This is a genomic window from Acidovorax sp. GW821-FHT11A03 (assembly GCF_058809075.1).
In genome coordinates, this window is record NZ_JBXASG010000001.1 from 593,352 (window position 1) to 613,929 (window position 20,578).

The window sequence follows — 20,578 nt, forward strand, 5'->3', positions numbered from 1 at the left end:
CCGCGCGCCTCAGGCCAGCGTAGAGCCGCCGTCCACCACCAGGTGGTGGACGCGGATGAAGCTGGCGACGCCCGACTGCAGGAACAGCACTGGCGCCGCCATCTCGTGCGCCAGCGCGGGGCGGCCCGCCGGGGACGCCTGCAGCAGGGCGCGTGCCGGTGATGGCATGCCCCCTCCTTCCCTGCCCTCCCCGGGCGCCAACGCCGTCAGGCCAGCTTGAACGGCAGCTCGCGCGGGGTCTTGCCCGTGAGTTGCGCGATGGCGTTGGCGAACGCCGGTGCCAGCGGTGGCAGGCCGGGCTCGCCCATGCCCTTGGGTGGGTCGGCACTGGGCACGATGTGCACCGTCACCTGCGGCATGTCGGTGATGCGCGGCACGGCAAAGTCGCCAAAGTTGCTTTGTTCCACCACGCCGTCCTTGAGCGTGATGGCGCCGCCGGGCAGGCACATCGACAGGCCCATCAGCGCCGCGCCCTGCACCTGGGCTTCCACGCTCTTGGGGTTGACCACCAGGTTGCAGTGCACGCCGGCCGTGATGCTGTGCAGCTTGGGCGTGCCGTCCTTGACGGACGCCTCGACCACATAGGCCACCACCGACTCGAACGACTCATGCACCGCCACGCCCCAGGCGCGGCCAGCGGCCAGCTTCTTCCTGCCGTAGCCCGACTGGGCCACGGCCAGCTGCAGCGCGGCCTTGTGGCGCGGGTGCTTGTCGCCCATCAGGGCCATGCGGTAGGCCACGGGGTCTTGCTTCGTGGTGCGCGCTACTTCGTCGATGAGGGTTTCCATGGCGTAGGCCGTGTGGGTGGAGCCCACGCTGCGCCACCACAGCACGGGCACGTTCACGTCGGGGTGGTGCACCGACAGCTTCATGGGCACGTTGTACGGCTCGCCCATGCCTTCGGTGGTTGTGGCGTCGATACCGTTCTTGACCATGAAGGCCTCGAACGGCGAGCCCTTGGTGATGGACTGGCCCACGATGGTGTGGTCCCACGCCAGGATCTTGCCCTGTGCGTCGAACCCGATTTCGGCGCGGTGCACGTGCATGGGGCGGTAGTAGCCGCCCTTGATGTCGTCCTCGCGGCTCCACAGGGTGCGCACCGGGGCGGTGATGCCCGCCGTGCGCGCGGCCTTGGCCACGCCGCAGGCCTCCACCACGTAGTCGCTGGTGGGAATGGCGCGGCGGCCAAAGCCACCACCGGCCATCTGGGTGTGGACCTTGACGTTCTGCGGCTGCAGGCCCAGCGTCTTGGCGGCGGCCATCGCGTCCAGGCCGGGCATCTGCGTGCCCATCCATAGCTCGGCCTTATCGCCATCGAGCTTCACCGTGCAGTTGAGCGGTTCCATGGGCGCGTGCGCCAGATACGGGAAGACGAACTCGGCGCTGATCTTGTGGGCCGCACCCGCCAGCGGCGCCATGTCGGCCTGCATGGCCACGTTGCCGGGCTTGGCGGCCAGTTCGCGGTACTGCGCCAGCAGTGCCGTGGTGTCGGGCTTGCCCACCGCGCTGGTGTCCCATTCCACCTTGAGGGCGTCGCGCCCCTGCTTGGCGGGCCAGTAACCATCGGCCACGATGGCCACGCCCTCGCCGCCCCGGTCGGTGGGCACGCGCAGCACGGCCTTCACGCCCTTGATGGCCTTGGCGGCGCTGTCGTCCAGCGACTTCAGCTTGGCGCCAAACACGGGCGGGCGGGCCACCACGGCCGTCAGCATGCCGGGCAGGCGCACGTCGATGCCGTAGTCCTGCTGGCCGCTCGACTTGGCCTTGGCATCGAGCCGCCCGGTGGGCTTGCCGATGAGGCGGAACTGCTTGGGGTCCTTCAGGGTGACCTTTTCGGGCACGGGCTGCTTCATGGCCGCTTCGGCCAGCGCGCCGTAGCCCAGCTTCTTGCCGCCAGGGCCGACGACGAAGCCATTGCTGGCGCGCAGTGCCGAGGCATCCACGCCCCACTGCGCCGCGGCGGCCGAGACCAGCATGGCGCGGGTGCGGGCGCCCAGCTCGCGGTACTGGGTGTACGAGTTCTTGATGGAGTTGGAGCCGCCCGTGAGGTGCATGCCCATCATCGGGTCGGCATAGGCCTGGTTGGCATCGCCGTGCACGCTGCGCACCTTGCTCCAGTCGGCGTCCAGCTCCTCGGCCAGGATCATGGGCAGGCCTGTCTGCACGCCCTGGCCAAAGTCCAGGCGGTTGATGGTGACGGTGACCGTGCCATCGGCGTCGATGCGGACAAAGGCTGAAGGCTGCTCGAACGGCTTGAGGCCTGCGGGTGCGGCGGCGGCCCCGGCGCCCTGCGCTGTGGCCACCAGCGGAAACGCGCCCAGGGCAAAGCCCGAAGCCGCCGACACCTTGAGGAAGGTGCGCCGTGCGAGACCTCCGATGCCTTCCATTGCATCGTTTACTCCTGAATTGGTAGCTGCTTGCGCTTTATCCATAAGCGCCAGAAGGTGTTTTGGCATGAAAACATGGGCCTGGCCCTGCAGGGCCTGTGCGTCGAAGTGCATGGTGTTCTCCTTCAATCAAGCCAGGGTCTTGGCAGCGTCATGGATGGCCGCGCGAATGCGCACATAGGTGCCGCAGCGGCACACATTGCCCGACATGGCGGCGTCGATGTCGGCGTCGCTCGGCTTCTTCTTGCCCTTGAGCAAGGCGGTGGCGCTCATGATCTGGCCGCTCTGGCAGTAGCCGCATTGCGCCACGTCGTGTTTCACCCAGGCGGCGTGCACGGCCTTGCCCACCTTGTCGCTGGCCGTGACGGCCTCGATGGTGGTGATCTTCTGCCCCGCAGCGGCCGAGATCGGCGTGATGCACGAGCGCACCGGCGCGCCGTTCAGGTGCACCGTGCAGGCCCCGCACAAGGCCTGGCCGCAGCCGAACTTGGTGCCGGTCATGCCCAGCGTGTCGCGCAGGGCCCAGAGGATGGGGGTGGATTCATCGGCATCCACAGCCGTGTTTTTGCCATTGATGTTGAGGGTGGGCATCGCGGGGTTCTCCGTGGGGAAGGTGTTGTTGTGTTGCGGGCGCGGTCAAGGAGACAGGGGGCGGCGTCAGCGACGCCATCGGCCATGAAGGGGTTGGAGCGTGGTGCAAGGCATTTTTAAGAGAATATAAATTCGATTAAAAGATCAACCCCGGGCGGCAAAAAAGCATCGCTGTCTCCCGCTCAGGCCTTCAAGGCGTCCCAGCACAGCCCAAAAGCCATCTGGTGCACGGCGTCTTCGTCGGGCAGCACCTTGGTGCGGATCAGGTTGCCCGTCTCGCGCACCGACCCCACCAGGCTGGCGGTGAGCAGCGGTATCGGCACGGCCTTCAATATCTCCTGCTGCTGGCCCTCTTCCATGAGCGCAAAAAAACCGGCCATCAGGCGGGTCGAGAATTCGCGGTTGCCCTCGGTGAACCAGGGCGAGTTGTAGTACTGCTCCTGGAACACCACTTCGGCATATTGGTCCAGCCGGTGCCGCAGCAGGTTGCCCCAAGCACGCCGCACGCGGGCGCGGTAGGGCATGCCGGGCGCGATGCCTTCCATGATGCGGGCGGCCGTGACCGTCTTGGCATCCTGGTAGAGCTGGCTGATGAGTTCATCCTTGGACGGGTAATACACATACAGCGTGCTGGTGGCAATGCCCGCCGCGCGGGCGATGTCGGCCAGGGTCAGGCCGCTCAGGCCTGTCTGGGCCACCAGCTCGAAGGTGGCCTGGGCAATGGCGCGCTGTTTTTCGTCGTCTTTGGGTTTCATCGGTGTGCCAATATAAGCGAATATCCATTCGGCAACAACCGGGGCCACGGAAGGCCCCGCGACGTCACAAAACCGGCGTGCACAATCGTGCCCATGACCACCTCCATCGCCGACCTTCGCAAGAGCTACGAGCGCGCCGAACTCAACGAAGACGCCTCGCACGCCGCCCCCCTGCAGCAGTTTGACCAGTGGCTCCAGGAAGCCATCAGCGCCGAAGTGCCCGAGCCCAACGCCATGACCCTGGCCACCGTGGGCAGCGACATGCGCCCCAGCACCCGCATCGTGCTCATCAAGGGCTACGACGAGCGCGGCATCGTCTGGTTCACCAACTATGACAGCCGCAAGGGCCGCCAGATCGCGGGCAATCCCTATGCGGCCGTGCAGTTCCACTGGGTGGAGCTGGAACGCGTGGTGCGCATCGAAGGCATTGTGGAGAAAGTCAGCGACGAAGAAAGCGACGCGTATTTCAACAGCCGTCCGCTCGACTCGCGCATCGGGGCCTGGGCCAGCCCGCAAAGCCAGGTGATCTCCGGCCGGGGCGTGCTGGTGGCCAATGCCGCCAGGTACGGCGCGCAGTTCTTGCTGAAACCACCCCGCCCGCCGCACTGGGGCGGGTACCGCCTGAAGCCGGACCAGTGGGAGTTCTGGCAGGGGCGCAAGAGCCGCCTGCATGACCGGCTGCGGTATCGGATGGATGCGGGGGAGTGGGTGCGGGAGCGCCTGGCGCCCTGAACGTTTCCTGCCCGGCGGCACCAGCACCGACAAGGAGCAGCATGTTTTCGCACATCTTCGTGGGCGTGACGGATTTCGACCGCGCCCTGGCCTTCTACCAGCCGCTGATGGCCGCCCTGGGCGTCGCGCAGCGCTTTGTAGACCCATCCCGCCCCTGGGCCGGCTGGCAGAGCAGCCCCGACCCCCGCCCCCTCTTTCTCATCGGCATCGCCTTTGAAGGCGCGCACGCGCCGGGCAATGGCCAGATGACGGCTTTTGCCGCCCGCAGCCGCGCGCAGGTGGATGCCGTGCACGCCGCGGCCTTGGCCCACGGCGGCCATTGCGACGGCCCGCCGGGCCTGCGCCCGCAGTACCACGCCCACTACTACGGCGCGTATTTCCGGGATCCCGACGGCAACAAGCTCTGCGTGGCCTGCCACGTCCCCGGGGACGCCTGAGCCACCGCGCCCGATCGCCTTCGCAGGCCGCGTCTACGGCGCTGCCACCACCCAGCGCGTCACCGCCAGGATCACCACCGGCATCGTCACCAGGCCCAGCGCGGTGGACACCGCCACGCTCGCCGTCACCTCGTCCTCGGCCACGCCATAGCGCTGCGCGAACAGAAACACGTTGGCGCCCACGGGCAGCGAGGCCGCCACGATCATCACGGCCAGCGGCAGGCCCGACAGGCCCAGCGCCCAGCCCAGCGCGGCCAGCACGAGGGGGTGCGCCACGCACTTGACCAGGGCGATGCGCATCGCGGCCTTGAAATGGCGTCCCACCCTGGTGAAGGCGAGCGTCACGCCCACCAGCAGCAGCGCGATGGGCCCCAGGGCCTGGCCCAGCAGCAGCAGGGGCTTGTCCACCACCTGCGGCACCACCAGCCCGGTCTGCGCGAACAGCAGGCCCGCGATGATGGGCAGCGGCACGGGGTGCACGATGCCGTTGCGCATGGCCTGCAGCACCGTGCGCCACAGGGGCTGGTGCGCCCCGCCACCGCCGCCGTCCGCGGCCGCATGCTCGCGCGCCGCCGCGAGTTCGAACACCACGGTGGCGGCGGTCAGCAGGATCAGCGAGTGCACCGAGATCAGCGTGAACAGCGTGACCAGGCCCGCGTCGCCAAACACCAGGCCCACCAGCGGCACGCCGATCATGAGCGTGTTGCTGAAGGTGTTGGCCAGGGCCCGCGCCGCCGCCAGGGTGTTGAAGCCCTGCAGCGCCAGCGTGGCCGCATACACGATGCCAAACGCCACGAAGTAGATGCCCACGGGGCCGAAGTCGAGGTCCTGGATGCGCACCGTGCTCATGGTGCGGAACAGCAGCGCGGGCGTGAGCACCATGAACACCAGGTTGGCCAGGTCCTTCACCGCGGCCGCCCGTATCCAGCCGCGCTGCCCCACGTAGAAGCCGAGGGCGATGAACAGGATGACGGGGATCAGCGAGGTGAAGACGGCGGAGTTCAAGATCAGAAACCAACGGCGGACAGGTGGGCGCGTATTGTGCGCCTGGCCGGCGGGGCCCTGGCTCCGGGGTGCTATATTTTCGATAGCTGGCGGCGCAGGCGGATACAGCGCCAGATGGCATTTTGGCCTGATTCAATGCGCGTGCAAGGCAGCGTCCGTCTGCGCGGACCCGCCCGCCGGGCCTGGCGCCCTCCTGTATTCTGGAACACCGCCCTGCCCCCTGCGTCCATGAAGTTCGCCGCCTTCTTCCGCAACCTGAACCTCGGCCATGGCCATGCACCGTCGCGCATGGCACTGGAAAGCGCGTTCTTGCAAGCTGGCGCCGATGAGGCCGCCTCGTTCCAGACCAATGGCACGGTCGCCTTCAGCGCGCGCGGCGTGCGGCCCGCGCAGGGGATTGTCCGCACGGTGCAGCGGTCGCTGCGCGGCGGGCATGGATTCGATGAACCCGTGTTTCTGCGCAGCATGGCCTATCTGCACACGCTGCTGGCGCGCGATCCGTTCGAGGGCATGGCCAAGGCGCCGCCCATCTACGACTTCTACGTGACCTTCCTGCACGACGGCGCGAAGCTGCTGCCCCCGTTGCCCACCCGCAATGCCCGCGAGGACGTGCGCGTGCTGCTCTACACCGGCTCCGAGGCCCTGTCGTACAACCACCTTGTCGGCAAGACCATGGGAAACCCGAACGTCTTTGCCGAGCAGCAGCTCGGCCTGCCGGCCACCACGCGCACCTGGGGCACGGTGGCCCGGCTGGTGCGCAAGCACGGCTGACAAGGCCAGGGGCCCGCGCCCGCGCTCAGGCCCTTGCCGGCCCTTCGCCCGTGTGCGGCGGGCCGGGCGGCGACAGCAGCTGCAGCACGCCCTCCAGCCCCTGCACCTGGTGGTCGGCCAGCTCCCAGGGCCGCACGCCGTGCCGCACGGTCTGCACGGTGGTGGCCCCCAGCGCGCGCCCGGCCGCGAGTTCGGACAAGGGGTTGTCGCCGATCACCAGCGCGTGCCGGGGGGCGCAGCCTTCGCGCGCCAGGATCTGCTCGAAAATCGGCTGCTTGCCGTGCGGTGCGCCATCGCTCGCCGGGCGGTCGTCCACCGCGTCGATGAACACCTGTTCAAACCAGGGCCGGATGCCCAGGGCGTCGATCTTGCTGTCCTGCAGGCGCCGAAAGCCGCTGGTGACCAGGTAGCGCCGCAGGGGAATGCGCGGCAGCAGGCCGATGTCGGGGTAGCCGTGCAGCGGGGCGCGCACCTGCAATTGGCTGAACTGCCGCCAGCCCGCCGCGCGCATGGCCGGGGTGAAGCGGTAGCGCTCGGCCACCAGGTCAAACGCCGTGAACCAGCATTGGTACAGGGCCTGCTCCAGCATGGCGGGGGCCAGCGCGCCCTGGTTGGCCTGCCGGATGGCCTCGAACGCGGGCTCGAACAGCGGCCCCACGGCCCGTGCGTCGAGCAGGCAGTTGTCCAGATCGAAAATCGCTACGGCGCAGTGCTCCATCGTGCGCTCACCCCGCCACCACGGACACCCCGTGGTCCGCCAGCGTCAGGCTCACGGGGGCGCCCACGTCCAAGGGCGACTTCACCAGGGGCGAGACCACGAAAATCTCGCCCAGCGCGCTGGCGAAGGTGTACTCCATGATGCTGCCCAGGTAGGTGCGCTTGGTCAGCCGCGCGGCCACGCCGGTGGCGGTGGCGGGCCCGATGACCCAGGCCTCGGGCCGCACCGCGATCTTCACTGGGCCAGAGGCCAGCGAGGCGGGAGACGGCACGCGCAGCGGGCCGAACTCGGCATGGCTGGCGCCCGCCGGGCCGCCGGCGTGGTTGCAGCCCTCGAACAGCATGGCCTCGCCCATGAAGCCCGCCACGAACTCGGACGCGGGCTGCTCGTACAGCTCGCTGGGCGCGCCGCGCTGGGCGATGGCGCCCTTGTTCATCACCACGATCTGGTCGCTGACCGCCAGGGCCTCGCTCTGGTCGTGGGTGACGTAGGCCACCGTCAGCCGCAGGCGCTGCTGCAGCGTGCGGATTTCCTCGCGCATGGAGCGCCGCAGGCGTGCGTCCAGGTTGGACAGCGGCTCGTCGAACAGCAGCACCGCCGGCTCCAGCGCCAGCGCCCGGGCCAGCGCCACGCGCTGCTGCTGCCCGCCCGAGAGCTCGTGGGGCCTGCGCAGGTCCAGGCCGTGCAGGCCCACGGTGTCGAGCATGGCGCGCGCCTTCTCGCGGGCCGGCCCCTTCTTCATGTCCGACATGGCGAGGCCATAGCACACGTTGTCGATGACGTTCATGTGCGGAAACAGCGCATAGCTCTGGAACACCAGGCTCACATTGCGCTGCGCGGGGCCGAGGGCGGTCACATCCTGGCCTTCGATGAGGATGCGCCCCGAGGTCGGGGACTCGAGCCCGGCGATCATGCGCAGCGTGGTCGTCTTGCCGCAGCCCGAAGGGCCCAGGATGGTGGTGAGCGTGCCGCGCGGCACGGTGAAGCTGATGTGGTCCACGGCCAGCGGGTCATGGCTGCCGGGGCCATAGCGCTTGCTCACGCCCTGGAATTCAATGCCGTGGGAATCGGGGTTCGTCATGGTGGGCATGCGTGAAGGTGTCCGAAAGCCTGTTCAAAGTCCTGCTGGAGCCGCGCGAGCACTTTGCCGGGATGCGATGCCAGGTCCGGGACTGGTGGGTGAAAAAAACCGAAAGCCGGCATGGGGGGACGGCATGCGCTCAGCCCCAGGCCAGCAGGGCGTCCACGCCGATGACCTGGCCCTGGTCGAGGCGGTTGAACAGCGTGACCTCGGCGCCCATGGCCTCGGCGATCTGGCGGCAGATCGACAGCCCCAGGCCCACGCCGCCCTTGCCGGCGGAAAACGGCTGGAACAGCCGCTGGCGCACGGCGTCGTCGATGCCCGGGCCTTCGTCCCACACCAGCACCTCCTTGTGGCCAGTGCTGTCGCGCAGCAGCACGCCCAGCCGCCCGTGCGCGGGCGTGTGGTGGATGGCGTTGGCCAGCAGGTTGCGCATGAGCTCGCCCAGCAGGGCGGCGTCGCCGGGGGCCCACAGCGCCTCGGGGCCCTCGAGCGCGAAATCCAGGCGCTTGGCGGCGATCAGCGGCGCCAGCTCCATGACGGCCTCGCGCGCGATGGCGTTCAGGTCCACGCTGGGCAGCTCGCCCACACGCTTGAGCTGCTCCACCTTGCTCAGGCTCAGCAGCTGGTTGGCCAGGCCGGAGGCCCGGTCCACCGTGTGCAACATCTGGTGCAGCGCATCGGCGACCAGCACGTCGCCGGAAATGGCCGACTGCAGCTGCGTTCGCAGCACCGCCATGGGGGTGCGCAGCTGGTGCGTGGCATCGGCCAGAAAGCGCCGCTGCTCGTCGATCCAGCGGCTCTGGCTTTGCTGCAGCTCGCCAAAGTGCCGCACGGCGGGCGCCAGCTCCGAGGGGCCTTCGTCACCGTGGCCCGGGTTCCCGGCGCCCGGCCGGGTGAGCGACACATCGGCATGGAGCAGCCAGCCCGATGCCACGCGCGCCACCACCACCACCATGGCCGTCATGGCCAGCGCCAGCAGGTACATCCCGCCCACGCCCGCCCCGCCGACGGCCAGGCTGGGCAGCCGGGGCGCGCGTTCGCTCCAGGGGCGGGCCACCTGGCGCACCACCATGGGGGCGGCGCCCTGCCCTCCTTGCGCCACCGGGGGCGGGTGCAGCGTGACCCCCACGCGCACCAGCTGGTCCCCGGCCTGCGCCAGGTAGAAATGCACATTGCCCGGGCCCAGCGCGGCTTCGGCGGGGGGCACGCGCGGCAGGGCGGCGCTGCCGGCCAGGCGCTCGCCATCCAGGTTGCTTTCGCGATACCAGACCGGCGTGGAGCCATGCGCCGTGGGCAGTGTGTCGGGCGGCGCCACGGGCCAGTCCGCCAGCGCCGCGCGCAGTGCCTCGTCCTGCGCGGCGGCATCGTGCCGCACCTGCTGTGCCACCTGCACCAGGGTGATCAGCGCCACCAGCGCCCACAGTGGAACCAGCAGCCACACCAGCAGCAGCCGGTGCAGCGAACCGCCCCGGGGGCGCCACGGCCGCCACCACGTGCGCACACTCACCGGGGTACCCCGCCCTTGTCCGATTTGTCGCCCTTTTGCGCGGCCATGCTGTCGGCGTCGCACAGCAGGTAGCCCACGCCGCGCAGGGTCACGATCTCGGCATTGGTGCCCACCAATTTCTTGCGCAGGCGGTGCACCACCACCTCCACCGCGTCGGCCTGCACCTGCTCGCCCGTGTCGGCGAACACCTGCGTGCGCAGCTCTTCCTTGCTCACCACGCGGTCGATGCGCGACATCAGGAGCCGCAGCAGCTCGGCTTCGCGCTGCGACAGGTCCAGCGGCAGCGCCTCGTTGTAGAACACGCCGCTGGCCGGGTCGCGGTAGAGCGCCCCGCAGCGCAGCTGCCCGTCGCGCCCCACCCGCCGCGTCAGGGCCCGCAGGCGCGCCACCAGCTCGTCCAGGTCGAAGGGCTTGGCCAGGTAGTCGTCGGCCCCGGCCTCCAGCCCGGCCACGCGGTCGGTCACCGCGGCGCGGGCCGTCAGCGCCAGCACGGGCGTGGTGCTGCCGCCGTCGCGCAGGCGCCGCAGCACCTCCAGGCCGTCCAGGCCCGGCAGCGACAGGTCGAGCGTGATCACGTCGAAGGCCGTGCGCCGCGCCGCGGCCAGGGCCTCCTTGCCATCCGCGCAGCACAGCACCTCGAAGCCGCGCGCCACCAGGCTGCGGCTCAGGGCGCCGGCCAGGTCAAAATCGTCCTCCACCAACAGCAGTTTCATCCCGCGATCATGCCCTCCCGCCGGGGGGCCGGCCACTGTGCTTTTACGGAGGCCGGGTGAAAGCAAGTCGAAAGCGTGCGGAGCGCGGCGCGGGCGGGCGCGGCCCACGGTGGGTGAAACCCCGCCAGCCCGCACAAGGGCCTGTGCTGCCCGCCGCGCCCTGTCCCTTCTCTAGGCCGTCCGCGCCTCGATCCGCCTTATTTCCTGAACCGCCAGTTCCGTCAAAGCCCGGGCGCTGAACGGGCGGCCGATCAGCACCGTGTTGTTGCTGTCGGAGGACGCGCACAGCTGGATGCGGTCGGGCTCCCCGCCGGCATCGAAGAGGACGCGGAACACCCGGGTGCTGCGCGCCGGATGCCGTTCCACCTTCTGGTGAAAGTAGGTGCACGACACGGCGTTCGCCAACGGCTGGGGCACCAGCCCCAGCGTGTTCACCAGCAGCCCATGAAGTGCTTCGCGGTTCATCTGCGTTCCGAAAGAAAAGAAGGCCTGCCGGGCACCTTCGGCAGTGGCCTGAATCGGCCCGCAGGCCCGGACGAACGTGGGCAGCACGAAGATGAAATCCAGCAACCGGGCACCTCGCGCAAGGGGTTGGCGGAATGGTGCGGCGTGCGCGGGCGGCAGCTTGAGCTGGCAGGCCGGTGACGTCAGCGCTGCCCGTGGCGCTTGCCGTCACGGCGCTGCAGCCGCTGGAAGGCCACCATGGCCATCCACACCGCCATGGCCATCAACGCCCACTCGGAAAGGGTTGGTATGGAAGAAGCCGCCACCGCGGCAGACCACACCAGCGAAACAGGGATTGCAGAAGAGGTGCTGGTATCGCTGCCGGCGAAGCCGCATGAATCTGCCACGCCTGCGGTGGAAACGGCGATCCCGCTGCAGAACATGTTGTGCCTTGCTGATGTGGTGCTGGTCTCAAAGAAGGAAAACCGGTCACCGATGCCGTGGGGAGCCGTGCCAGAAATCCAGCGCTGGATCAGAATGTTCACACCCGTGATCGCGCCGCTCGCATCGGTCGTGACGCGGAAGTTCCAGACCCGGACGTTCGGGTCTGCATGGGTGTACGTGGTGAGGCCATCTGAAAAACTGAAGGCCGAGACCAAGGCGCCCAACTGTGCAGACGCCAGGTTGGCGGCCAGCGGCGCGGTGGTCGTGAACGAGCCAGACGTGTTCATCGCCGTGGTGAAGTTCTGGCACGGTGGCGTGCCGCACACCGTGAAGTTTGTGAAACCCGTGTAGTTGCCCGCCGCGGTGGCCACGTAGGTGGTGGACTGCGCTTGAGCCGCCCCCGCTGCGCCCAGCAAACAAGCAAGCGATCCCAGCCACTTCCAGACGATCTTTTTGAACATTTTGGTTTCCACGGTTGGTGAGCACGTTGCGCCGTCCCGGGCACTGGGTCCCCCTTGACTGCGCCAAGCGCCGCCCATGCCAGCCTCGGCGCCTCAGCATGTTACCCGTGCGGGCCGCGCGTTTGCGCCCTGGATCCGGGCCCGGCGTATCCCGCTTGACCCGCCTTTGCTCCAGGCACCGTGACCGGTCTTCTAACCGGCATCTTTGAATTCGTCGCTGACGTGCTGGTGTTCAGGTGCCAGCGCGCCAAGCTCTGGAGAGCCTGTTTTTCGTCCTGATCAAGGCAAGGCCCCTTGGGTTGGCTGGCGCCAAGCGTGCCCCATCCGTCAAGGCCTGCCACGGTCAACGCGAGGCCGGGATGTCATCGATTGCTATATTTACGATAGCTGCCAGCGCTTGATGAACAGGCGCAGAAGTCCAAAAACATGTTCGATTGCCGGCCTCCATCGGAGGCAGCACATCGACCAGCAGTAACCCCCCCTGGTTCCACACTGGAAGCACCCCAGCGAAACCACCGAAAACCAGAAGGGGATGAGGAAGGCAAGCCATGCGACAGCCTCGCAGGCAATTGTCCCCGACACGCTTTATGGAAACACGCACACGCCCAATGACTGACTTTTGGCCCGGTACATGGCGGTGTCTGCAGCGCGCAGGTAGTCGTCGACCGTCGCCAGCGTGGATGCGCTGCTGGCCAATCCGATACTCGCACCACTGATCACGGTGTGCCTGCCAATCACGTAAGGCACTTCCAGGGCGGCGGCAATCTGCTCCGCGCGTTGGCTGGCTTCAGCGGGATCAATGGACTCCAGCAGCACATTGAACTCGTCACCACCCATGCGGGCGACCAGATCCCCCGTCCGCACGCAGGATTCGAGCCGCCGTGCCACCTGTTGCAATAGCTGGTCGCCCACGTGGTGCCCGTAGCTGTCATTGACGGCCTTGAAACTGTTGAGATCCAGCAGCAGCACGGCGAACATCGTGGCTCCATCGCGTGTCGGCATGCCACCACCGTTCGCCACCTCGTTTTGGTGCAGCGCGATGAGATGAGCGAGGCGATCGCGGAACAATGGCCGGCCGGGCAAGTTGGTCAGCGCATCGTAGGAACTGCCACGTTCGGCCAGATCGCTCAAGGAGCCCGCCATGCGCACCGCAACGCCGTCTTCGAACTCGGCGAGCCCGCGCCAATTGACCCACACCAGCCGCCCCGCCCCGTGGAACGCGCGGAAATCCACCGAAAAGTTCGGGCTGTTCCCCGATAGGTGCCTGCGGTAGGCCTCCTGCACGCGCCCGCGATCCTCGGGATCGATGAGCTGCTCAAGAAAGCGCCAGCCTCCGCTATGCACAATATCGGCGCTACCCAGCCCGACGATCTGGAGAAAACGCCCGGACACATGCAGGGCATCCGTTCGCAAGTCCCAATACCAGATGCCGTCATTGGATCCGCGCGTCGCCAGCGAATAGCGGTTTTCGGAGCGCAACAACTCGAGTTCGGTGTTCTTCTGCTGGGTGACGTCGATCATCAGGCCGATCATGCGGTTCGGCCGCCCCGGCTCGACCACTGCACGGCACAGATCGCGCACCCATACCACCTTGCCAGACTTGGCAATCAGCCGGTAGCTCATCTCGTAGGCATGGCTGTGCGTGGCGTTGTAGGCGGCATCGTCGATCACCAAGGCCGCCTCCAGATCATCGGGATGCACATGCGCCCGCCAGAAGCCGGGGTCGGCCCGCCACTCCTCCACGGAGTAGCCGAACAACCGTTCGACCTGCGGGCTCAGAAAGGTATTGCCCACGCCGATTTCAGCTTCCCAAACCACGCCATCAATGGTTTCCAGCAAGCGCAGAAAGCGCTGGCGAATTTCCACCAGCACCTGCTCGGTGACCTCGGTGATCTCGATCAGGACACCCTGGCGGCTGATCACCCGATCCGCCGCATCCGTCTCCGGGTGGAGCTGCAGACGCACCCAGCGATAGTCCGCGTCGGCAAAGCGCAAGCGGAACACCGGCATGCCCGAGCGCATGGTGCCGATGTCGTCGGGATGCACGAATTCAAGCAAAGACCTGCCAAGCGCCACCGCCACCGAATGGCCGGTGAGCTTGTGCCACGCCGGATTCAGATAAGTGATCTCCCACAGCGCATCGGTTTGCACCACCGCCTCGGGTAACAGTTGCAGCAGCTTTGCGGACGGCGTGGGAGTGGTGGGCATGCAGGGCTGTTGCAAAAAGGGGGGCAAATACATCCAACGGATAGCAAAATCAACCACGTAAGATCAAGTATGGCACGGGTTTATGGCACTTGCGGCCCCGTTGTTTCGGTGGTTTGGTGCAGCGATAGGGTGCAAGCCAGCAACGCCCTCCCCCTGCGGGCGCTCGTGCACATCACGACGGCATCGCCCGTCAGAACGCCACGTTCACGCCCACCGTCAGATTGCGCCTTACCAACGGCACGGCAGTCTTGACAAAGGATGTAGGTGCGTAGGCCAGCCAACCCGTCCGGTTGTCGGCCTTGAGGGTGCGACTGCCACGGCGCACCGCTGCTGAACTGGCTGTGGGCGGTCGGACACCTTGTACAGCAGCGGCTTGTGCAGCGCTCAGGCCCTGCAGCGTCATCTGCTGGACCATCTCCAGGCGACGGGCAAACGTAGGTCGGGCGCGCTTATGGGTGTTCATTCGGTTGGGTGTCCTGAGTCGATTGGGTGTTTGGCGACTTCCAGTCTCTCAAACCCAATCCGGATGAACACCGGATACAACCTATTGAATCCTCACATCTAGCCAGGGCGGCCATGTGGTTCTTCAAACCGAGGCAGCTGCCGCAGTTCTTCGACCCGCATTCCCTGTTTGCTCATCACGCGCGGCACCAAGAACGCTCTCCACCGCTGCTCAAATGCGTCCACCTGCTGCTGGTAGCGCGTGTGGCTGTCCACATCTGTGCCGGCGAGCCGTTCGCCATATAGCGCCAGCGCCAGGCCGGGTGACAGCCATGACCATGCCGACACCTGTTGGGCTTGCCGTACACGGCTTTGGCGGAACTGTTCCACCAAGGGCTGCAGCGTTTCGTCCTGGTCCAGCACGCGCACTACAAAGCTGGCGGGCCATGCAGCGGGCTGTTGCGCGGGGATGTGCGGGTGTTCGTCGTACCAGGCTTCGGCCAGCGCCTGCTCGTTGTCCTCGGCCTGGTGCTGTGCGTCGCGCAGGGCCACCACGGCTGACAGGCGCGATGGCAGGGGCGCGGCTTTTTGCGCCAGCAACACCAGACCCGCGGGCACGGCAAACGTCAACGCCAGCCACAGCCCCAGCGCAGCCAGTATGCTGGTGGCGCCGCTGATGGGCAGGCACGACAAGATGCCGCCCAGTGCCACCCACAACGCGCAGAACGCGCCCAGCGCGGCAGCCCACTGCAAGGCGACCGCAGCGGTGGCGCCAGGGTCCAGCAGCAGCGCCGGCATGGTGGCTGCCACCGCAACCATCCACAGCGCCAGCAGCCTCCAGCCCAGAGCGGCGAGCAGGATGGGGCCGATGCCGTAGTGCGACTGCACCCGCAGCAGGCCCAGCCGGCCCTGCTCACGCTCTTCCTGCAGCAGCCCGGCGCACAGCACCAGGGCCACCAGCGGCAGCAGCAGCGCCACCATGGCTGGCAGGCCGGGCAAACCGGTGTCCGTGAGCAAAGGGTTGCGCAGCGGACCCGGGTCGCGCGAATCGACATGCCGGGTGTCCAGCGACGCCTTGGTGCGCGACGGCAAGACCTGCAGCCGCTGCACGCCCAGCGCCAGGCCTGCCTCTACCGGCATGCGGGTGACGCCCAGATCGCTGCGGCCCAGCTGGTAGGTGGCGGTGGCACTGGCCGCGCTGGGTGCGGGGCTGGCCTGCAGGCGCAGTTGCTGGGCGTGCAGTTTGTCGGCGAATGCGGTTTCGTCCTGCGCTGCGGCTTGGCGCCAGGCTCGGGCGTCCAGGCCCGCCACGGTGGCAGAGGCCAACAGCACCAGCAAAAGCGCAGCCAGCGCCCACCACGCCACGGGTTGGCGGTACAAGCGCAGGCCCTCGGCCTGCCAATGGATGAGGCGTGGATATGGCATGCGACGGGTTGTGGTTGTAGTGGTGACAAGGGCCGTCAAGGGTTCAGCCTCCTGGCGCCCAGGCAGAGTGCCGTCAGGGCCGCCAGCAGCCAGGCCGCCAGGGCAGCCCAGTCAGCGGCGCTGTGGCGCAGCGCAAAGCCGATGCCGGGTGGTGTGTAAGTCCATTCCGGAATCGCCTGCCACAGCGCGTTGCCTGCGTAGCGGCTCTCGAACGAAGTGACCCCCTGGGTAGCTTGCAGGTCCCATTCGTCCACCAGGGTGGTGAAGCGCTCGCGGTATTGCTCGGCGGCTTCTTCAAAGTGCTGCTGGTGGGCCAGGTCGGTGCCCGCCAGTGCGCTGGTCGCGGCCCGCATCGGGGCGTAGGGCGATACGGCGGTCAGCCATCGCAGCAGGTATTGCTGCTGTGCCTGCGTGTCCCACAACTGGCCGAAATGGAGTGCGTACACCTTGGTGGCATACGCATCCCTGAACAGGCGGCGCTTGGCATTGGCGCCAAAGGGCAGGTCTTCCAGGCGCGCCACGCCGTTGTCGGCCAGCAGTTGTGCGTCAAACGCCTTCATGCGCTGGGCGGCGCTGCCCTCCCCCGGCAGGCCCTGGTCAATGTCGCGCTGGATACCGGCCCAGAACGCCTCGCCCGTGGGCAGTGGCGCCAGCGCCTCGACCGTGGACGCCGCCAGGCGCGGCACGATGAACACCCAGCCCACCCACAGCGCCAGCAACACCAGCAGCGCGCCGCGCGAAGTGCGACACCTGGACGACACCCCGACCGTGACGGCCGCCCAGGTGGCGTAGTACGCACCGAGCGCCGCCAGCAGCATTGCGGCCTCAGCCGCACCCTGCCGTGCAGCCAGCAGCCAGCCTGCAACCAGCGCAGCGGGTGCCAGCACCAGGGCCACGCTGGCACACAGCCCCAGCCACTTGCCCAGTACCAGCGGCACGCCGCGCATTCCACACGCATGCAGCATGCGCAGGGTGCCCTGCTCCCGTTCTTGCGTGACAGAGCCATGGCCCAGCACGGCGAGCAGCAATGGCACCAGCGCCAGCAGCACAAACGCCGGGGTGAAGTCGCCCAGGCCCATGGACGGGGCGGCGTCAGCGGCGGGTGCGTGCAGCGCCATGTTGCGCTTGTGCGGCTCCAGCCACAGCGCCTGACCGGTGCGCGCATGGATGCCAGGGTCTACGCTGGCCAGTGGCAGTTGAGGCTTGAACGCATACAGCCCGAAGTGCGCTGCACGGTGGGGGTTGCGGTCGCCCTGGTGATCCCACTGCGCACGCGCGGCGGCCTCGACCTGATGGCGCTCCTGTTCTGCCACCTGGCGCTGGTGCACGGCCGACACCAGCACGGCCGCCAACAGCAGTACCAGCACCAGCCCGAGTCCCGACAAGCGCCCGTCGCGCAGCAACGCGCGCATCTCCTTGGCGGCGATGGATGCGATCATGGTGCGGTGTCCTCCACCACGCCGCGCGCATGCTGCAGGTAGATGCGCTCCAGCTCGTTGTGGGCGATGTCGTGCGCGGCAAACTCCGCCACCAGGCGCCCTTCGCGAAGGATGCCGATGCGGTCAGCCACCTGAATGGCATTGAACAGGTCGTGTGTGGCCATCAGCACGGCCATACCGCCCTGTTTGGCCTGGAGCACGCTTTGCGCAAACTCGTTGGCAGCAGCAGGGTCCAGCCCGGAGGTGGGCTCGTCCAGCAGCATGGCACGGGCACGGCGCGCTTTGGCAATCGCCAGGCCTACCTTTTGCCGCATGCCCTTGGAATACCCGCCAACCCGGCGGCCCTGTGCATCGGGTGCCAGGCCCGACGCTGTGAGCAGGTCGTGCGCTTGCGCGCTGTCGAGTGCAATGTCTGACAGCTTGCAGAAGTAGCGCAGGTTCTCCACCCCCGACAGGTAGGGGTACAGCGCCACGTTCTCGGGCAGATACGCCAGGTGAGCGCGTGCCTGCTGCGGCTGCAGCGAGGCGTCCACCCCGTTGACCAGTGCCTGGCCCGACGCGGCGGGAACAAAACCCAGCAGCGCGTTCAGCGTGGTGGTTTTGCCCGCGCCGTTGCCGCCCAGCAGCGCATACACGCTGCCCGCCGTGACCGCTAGGTTGAGCGCCTGCAGCGAGACCTGGTCGCCCCGTCGGATGGTGAGGGCGCGGGTCTCAAGAATGGCCGCCGCTTCCATCAGAAGAAGTAGCGCAGTGTGGCGCCAAACGTGCTGCGGGGAAGGGGCGACATCATCAGCCCTGCGGCACTGCCGTAGGCGATTTCGGTGCCGTAGCGGTGGGGCTGGAAAGTGGCGTACAGCGACAGCTGCGTCTGCTTCCAGTCGTACGTGGCGCGCAGGTCATAGCGCGTGTACAGAGGCATGGTGCGCTCTTGCGTGGCGGGCGTGCCCACGTAGTACGGCATGTCCGCGATCAGGTAGGCATCTGCATTGAGTGTGAGCTGGCCTTCGCCCAGCCGCAGCTTGTGCTGGGCCCCGGCCTTGAGTTGCGTGGCAGGCACCGTGAGCTTGGCACCGGTATTGGGTGCCGGGTTGTCCACCTTGGCCTCCAGGATCTTGCCGATGCTGGCGTACACGCTGGTGGCGCTGCTGGCGCGCCAGCGGGCTTCCAGCTCCAGCCCTTTGCGCGTGGTCTCGCCCACCGATTTGAAAGAGCCATCGGCCTGACCCACGATTTCGTCGGAATTCTGAATGGCGTACCCCACGCCCGACACTGTCCAGCCGCTGGCAGGCGATGCGGTAAAGCCCAAGTCGAACGAACGCACCTTGCTAAGCGCGATCTGGCTGATGACACCGCCTGTCGCACCCAGCGGGCCGGTGGCGCCGCTGCTGCTGATCTGCTCGGCCGAAGGTGACCGCATGCCTTCGGCCACGTTGGCAAACAACTCCACCTGCGGTGTGAGCGACCACGACGCGCCCAGCTTGGGCGTGAACACGCCCTTGTCGTAGCCGGTGCTGGCCGCGGGCAGCTTGAGGTTGGCGATGTCGTAGTCAAACCGGTCGTAGCGCGCACCGGCGCTCAGTTTGAGGGTATCGGTCACGCGCCACTGGCCCTGCGCAAACAGCCCGTAGGTCAGCAGGTCCAGGTCTTGCGCATTGACGTAGTTGGCCGATGGTGCGCGGTTGACGTAGATCTGGCGGTAGGCGTCGCCACGGTCCTTGCGCAGCTCGGCGCCGAAGGCAATGGCGGCATTGCCAAACGTGGTGTTGTGCAGCACGCGCGCGCCAAAGATGTCCCGGTCGTCCACGCCCACCGTATGGTTGGTGGCGTTGGCCGTGATGCCGCGTTTGCGATTAAGGCTTTCCGCATAGGCCGTGGCATACCATCCCGCCTCACCTTCGGCCGGGGCGCGGTTGAACACCAGGCTGGTGCGCCGCGCATTCCCGAAGCCGGCGTTGTTCGATTGGGTGGAGCGTGGGTCCAGCCCAGCTTCCAGCGCGGGCAGCAGCAGATACCCAGGCGCATCAAAGTCGGCCACGTAGCGCATCACGCGCAGGCTGTAGCGGGCGCCTTGGTGCTGGGTAGACAGCTTCCAGAACAACGTGTCGCGGCCGGTGCGGGACGCATAGCGGTAGCCATCGTTGTGGTACACATCGGCCATCCACAGCGAGTCGATGGTGGAAAAGCTGGTGGGAATGGTGCTGGACAGCACCAGGGTACTGCGGCGCAGGCCATGGCGCTCGGCGCTGATACTGACGCTAGACGGCGTGGCACTGCCGCCGTTGCGGGTACGGATGTCAACAGCGCCTGCGCGGTTCTGGTCGCCATACAAGGCAGAGATAGGACCTTTGATGAGGTCCACGCCGTCGATCAGGTCGGCGTGGAGCCATTCCAGAAACACCGGGCCGTGCCCTGCCCCACCCTGGCTGGACGGAATGTTCTGCGGCACACCGTCAACATACACGGCGGTATCGGCGCCGTGCGTGCCCTGGGTGGCAAACCCGCGCATGCGAAATCCGTTGCCGGTTTCGCCCTGGTCGATGTTGTTGGCCAGCACGCCGGGCACGCGGCGAAAGATGTTGGAAATATCGCGGCCAACATTGGTGTTGGCAATGTCGTCCTGGTTGAGTTGCTGCACCGTTGCGGGGAGTGCGCCTGGCTGGAGCGTGACGGCAGCGCGTTCGCCGGGCGTGCGCGTGGCGGGGGCGGTCGTGCCCAGCACGTCCACTGCCGCAAGAGCGCGTGCGGGCTGGGTGATTGCTTCTGATGCGGAAGCTGCGGCAGGTTCCTGTGATGTCTGTGCATGGGCCCACGGCACCAGTGCCGCCGCCAGTGCGGCAGCAGTGAGCTTGGCAACGGGCTTGCGGTTGAGCGCAGCACGGCTGCGCGATGGAGAAGGGGAAAAACGGGTTGGGTTCATGGCGGGTTTCGTCAACGGACGATTTGGGGTACGGGCACGAGTACGAGCGCGCGCACGCGCTGCCCAACCGCTGAGGGATCGGCGGCAGTCAGAGTGCGC

The 20,578-nt window shown here is 67.5% G+C and carries 19 protein-coding genes and 1 pseudogene; 3 read left to right on the forward strand and 17 right to left on the reverse strand.

Annotated features, from left to right (window positions below; all coding sequences use genetic code 11):
- Window positions 1-9: 9 nt before the first annotated feature.
- The 4 genes from AC1RVY_RS02730 to AC1RVY_RS02745 all read right to left on the reverse strand — a co-directional run bounded on the left by AC1RVY_RS02730 (window position 10) and on the right by AC1RVY_RS02745 (window position 3,733).
- Window positions 10-168, reverse strand: coding sequence for a hypothetical protein (locus tag AC1RVY_RS02730; protein ID WP_492805207.1), 159 nt, complete (start codon window positions 166-168; stop codon window positions 10-12).
- Between the two features lie 38 nt (window positions 169-206).
- Window positions 207-2,501, reverse strand: coding sequence for a xanthine dehydrogenase family protein molybdopterin-binding subunit (locus AC1RVY_RS02735; RefSeq protein WP_218338583.1), 2,295 nt, complete (start codon window positions 2,499-2,501; stop codon window positions 207-209).
- 15 nt (window positions 2,502-2,516) lie between these two features.
- A complete protein-coding gene (locus AC1RVY_RS02740) occupies window positions 2,517-2,978 on the reverse strand; it encodes a (2Fe-2S)-binding protein (protein ID WP_218338584.1) in 462 nt (153 codons plus the stop codon).
- A gap of 182 nt (window positions 2,979-3,160) precedes the next feature.
- On the reverse strand, window positions 3,161-3,733 hold the full coding sequence (locus tag AC1RVY_RS02745; protein ID WP_192425053.1) for a TetR/AcrR family transcriptional regulator: 573 nt from the start codon (window positions 3,731-3,733) through the stop codon (window positions 3,161-3,163).
- A gap of 93 nt (window positions 3,734-3,826) precedes the next feature.
- Here AC1RVY_RS02745 and pdxH point away from each other — a divergent pair, with 93 nt between their 5' ends.
- Both pdxH and AC1RVY_RS02755 read left to right on the forward strand, forming a co-directional pair.
- Window positions 3,827-4,465 carry a pyridoxamine 5'-phosphate oxidase gene (pdxH, locus tag AC1RVY_RS02750; RefSeq protein WP_218338585.1) on the forward strand — a complete coding sequence of 213 codons (639 nt, stop codon included), beginning with the start codon at window positions 3,827-3,829 and terminating at the stop codon, window positions 4,463-4,465.
- 41 nt (window positions 4,466-4,506) lie between these two features.
- On the forward strand, window positions 4,507-4,902 hold the full coding sequence (locus AC1RVY_RS02755; RefSeq protein ID WP_218295022.1) for a VOC family protein: 396 nt from the start codon (window positions 4,507-4,509) through the stop codon (window positions 4,900-4,902).
- Window positions 4,903-4,935: 33 nt separating this feature from the next.
- On the opposite strand, the gene AC1RVY_RS02760 is transcribed toward AC1RVY_RS02755, so the two are convergent.
- Complete coding sequence (locus AC1RVY_RS02760) at window positions 4,936-5,907, reverse strand: AEC family transporter (protein ID WP_218338586.1); 972 nt, start codon at window positions 5,905-5,907, stop codon at window positions 4,936-4,938.
- A 228-nt stretch (window positions 5,908-6,135) separates the two neighbouring features.
- On the opposite strand from AC1RVY_RS02760, the gene AC1RVY_RS02765 reads away from it, so the two are divergent.
- Complete coding sequence (locus AC1RVY_RS02765) at window positions 6,136-6,678, forward strand: DUF1697 domain-containing protein (protein ID WP_218295024.1); 543 nt, start codon at window positions 6,136-6,138, stop codon at window positions 6,676-6,678.
- A gap of 25 nt (window positions 6,679-6,703) precedes the next feature.
- Here the strand turns inward: AC1RVY_RS02765 and AC1RVY_RS02770 are convergent, their stop codons facing one another.
- From AC1RVY_RS02770 to AC1RVY_RS02825, 12 genes and pseudogenes are all read right to left on the reverse strand, one after another.
- Complete coding sequence (locus AC1RVY_RS02770) at window positions 6,704-7,396, reverse strand: HAD family hydrolase (RefSeq protein WP_218338587.1); 693 nt, start codon at window positions 7,394-7,396, stop codon at window positions 6,704-6,706.
- A gap of 7 nt (window positions 7,397-7,403) precedes the next feature.
- Window positions 7,404-8,477, reverse strand: coding sequence for an ABC transporter ATP-binding protein (locus AC1RVY_RS02775; protein WP_218338588.1), 1,074 nt, complete (start codon window positions 8,475-8,477; stop codon window positions 7,404-7,406).
- 139 nt (window positions 8,478-8,616) lie between these two features.
- Window positions 8,617-9,987: a sensor histidine kinase gene (locus tag AC1RVY_RS02780; protein ID WP_492805212.1), complete on the reverse strand. Its 1,371-nt coding sequence runs from the start codon at window positions 9,985-9,987 to the stop codon at window positions 8,617-8,619.
- On the reverse strand, window positions 9,984-10,700 hold the full coding sequence (locus AC1RVY_RS02785; protein WP_218295027.1) for a response regulator transcription factor: 717 nt from the start codon (window positions 10,698-10,700) through the stop codon (window positions 9,984-9,986). The genes AC1RVY_RS02780 and AC1RVY_RS02785 overlap by 4 nt, the downstream gene beginning before the upstream one ends.
- Window positions 10,701-10,871: 171 nt before the next feature.
- Window positions 10,872-11,270: a hypothetical protein gene (locus tag AC1RVY_RS02790; RefSeq protein WP_492805213.1), complete on the reverse strand. Its 399-nt coding sequence runs from the start codon at window positions 11,268-11,270 to the stop codon at window positions 10,872-10,874.
- Window positions 11,271-11,347: 77 nt separating this feature from the next.
- Window positions 11,348-12,049: an IPTL-CTERM sorting domain-containing protein gene (locus tag AC1RVY_RS02795; RefSeq protein WP_218338590.1), complete on the reverse strand. Its 702-nt coding sequence runs from the start codon at window positions 12,047-12,049 to the stop codon at window positions 11,348-11,350.
- A 585-nt stretch (window positions 12,050-12,634) separates the two neighbouring features.
- The gene (locus tag AC1RVY_RS02800; protein WP_369642450.1) at window positions 12,635-14,257 is read right to left on the reverse strand and encodes a PAS domain-containing protein; all 1,623 of its coding nucleotides are present in this window, start codon (window positions 14,255-14,257) and stop codon (window positions 12,635-12,637) included.
- 340 nt (window positions 14,258-14,597) lie between these two features.
- A pseudogene (locus AC1RVY_RS02805) lies at window positions 14,598-14,720 on the reverse strand (IS481 family transposase); the annotation flags it as partial.
- Window positions 14,721-14,818: 98 nt separating this feature from the next.
- Window positions 14,819-16,123 (reverse strand): DUF3526 domain-containing protein, encoded by a 1,305-nt coding sequence (locus tag AC1RVY_RS02810; protein ID WP_369642449.1) that lies wholly within the window; start codon window positions 16,121-16,123, stop codon window positions 14,819-14,821.
- A 35-nt stretch (window positions 16,124-16,158) separates the two neighbouring features.
- Window positions 16,159-17,562: a DUF3526 domain-containing protein gene (locus tag AC1RVY_RS02815; protein ID WP_369642448.1), complete on the reverse strand. Its 1,404-nt coding sequence runs from the start codon at window positions 17,560-17,562 to the stop codon at window positions 16,159-16,161.
- Window positions 17,559-18,296, reverse strand: a complete 738-nt coding sequence (locus AC1RVY_RS02820) for an ABC transporter ATP-binding protein (RefSeq protein ID WP_218338594.1) — start codon at window positions 18,294-18,296, stop codon at window positions 17,559-17,561. Before AC1RVY_RS02820 ends, AC1RVY_RS02815 begins: the two co-directional genes overlap by 4 nt.
- The gene (locus AC1RVY_RS02825; RefSeq protein ID WP_369642447.1) at window positions 18,296-20,479 is read right to left on the reverse strand and encodes a TonB-dependent receptor; all 2,184 of its coding nucleotides are present in this window, start codon (window positions 20,477-20,479) and stop codon (window positions 18,296-18,298) included. The genes AC1RVY_RS02820 and AC1RVY_RS02825 overlap by 1 nt, the downstream gene beginning before the upstream one ends.
- Between the last annotated feature and the right edge of the window lie 99 nt (window positions 20,480-20,578).

Bases quoted from the DNA above. Each gene is read 5' to 3' on its own strand.
- AC1RVY_RS02730 (WP_492805207.1), bottom strand. From the start codon at position 168: ATGCCATCACCGGCACGCGCCCTGCTGCAGGCGTCCCCGGCGGGCCGC.
- AC1RVY_RS02735 (WP_218338583.1), bottom strand. From the start codon at position 2,501: ATGCACTTCGACGCACAGGCCCTGCAGGGCCAGGCCCATGTTTTCATG.
- AC1RVY_RS02740 (WP_218338584.1), bottom strand. From the start codon at position 2,978: ATGCCCACCCTCAACATCAATGGCAAAAACACGGCTGTGGATGCCGAT.
- AC1RVY_RS02745 (WP_192425053.1), bottom strand. From the start codon at position 3,733: ATGAAACCCAAAGACGACGAAAAACAGCGCGCCATTGCCCAGGCCACC.
- pdxH (WP_218338585.1), top strand. From the start codon at position 3,827: ATGACCACCTCCATCGCCGACCTTCGCAAGAGCTACGAGCGCGCCGAA.
- AC1RVY_RS02755 (WP_218295022.1), top strand. From the start codon at position 4,507: ATGTTTTCGCACATCTTCGTGGGCGTGACGGATTTCGACCGCGCCCTG.
- AC1RVY_RS02765 (WP_218295024.1), top strand. From the start codon at position 6,136: ATGAAGTTCGCCGCCTTCTTCCGCAACCTGAACCTCGGCCATGGCCAT.
- AC1RVY_RS02770 (WP_218338587.1), bottom strand. From the start codon at position 7,396: ATGGAGCACTGCGCCGTAGCGATTTTCGATCTGGACAACTGCCTGCTC.
- AC1RVY_RS02775 (WP_218338588.1), bottom strand. From the start codon at position 8,477: ATGACGAACCCCGATTCCCACGGCATTGAATTCCAGGGCGTGAGCAAG.
- AC1RVY_RS02785 (WP_218295027.1), bottom strand. From the start codon at position 10,700: ATGAAACTGCTGTTGGTGGAGGACGATTTTGACCTGGCCGGCGCCCTG.
- AC1RVY_RS02795 (WP_218338590.1), bottom strand. From the start codon at position 12,049: ATGTTCAAAAAGATCGTCTGGAAGTGGCTGGGATCGCTTGCTTGTTTG.
- AC1RVY_RS02800 (WP_369642450.1), bottom strand. From the start codon at position 14,257: ATGCCCACCACTCCCACGCCGTCCGCAAAGCTGCTGCAACTGTTACCC.
- AC1RVY_RS02810 (WP_369642449.1), bottom strand. From the start codon at position 16,123: ATGCCATATCCACGCCTCATCCATTGGCAGGCCGAGGGCCTGCGCTTG.
- AC1RVY_RS02815 (WP_369642448.1), bottom strand. From the start codon at position 17,562: ATGATCGCATCCATCGCCGCCAAGGAGATGCGCGCGTTGCTGCGCGAC.
- AC1RVY_RS02820 (WP_218338594.1), bottom strand. From the start codon at position 18,296: ATGGAAGCGGCGGCCATTCTTGAGACCCGCGCCCTCACCATCCGACGG.
- AC1RVY_RS02825 (WP_369642447.1), bottom strand. From the start codon at position 20,479: ATGAACCCAACCCGTTTTTCCCCTTCTCCATCGCGCAGCCGTGCTGCG.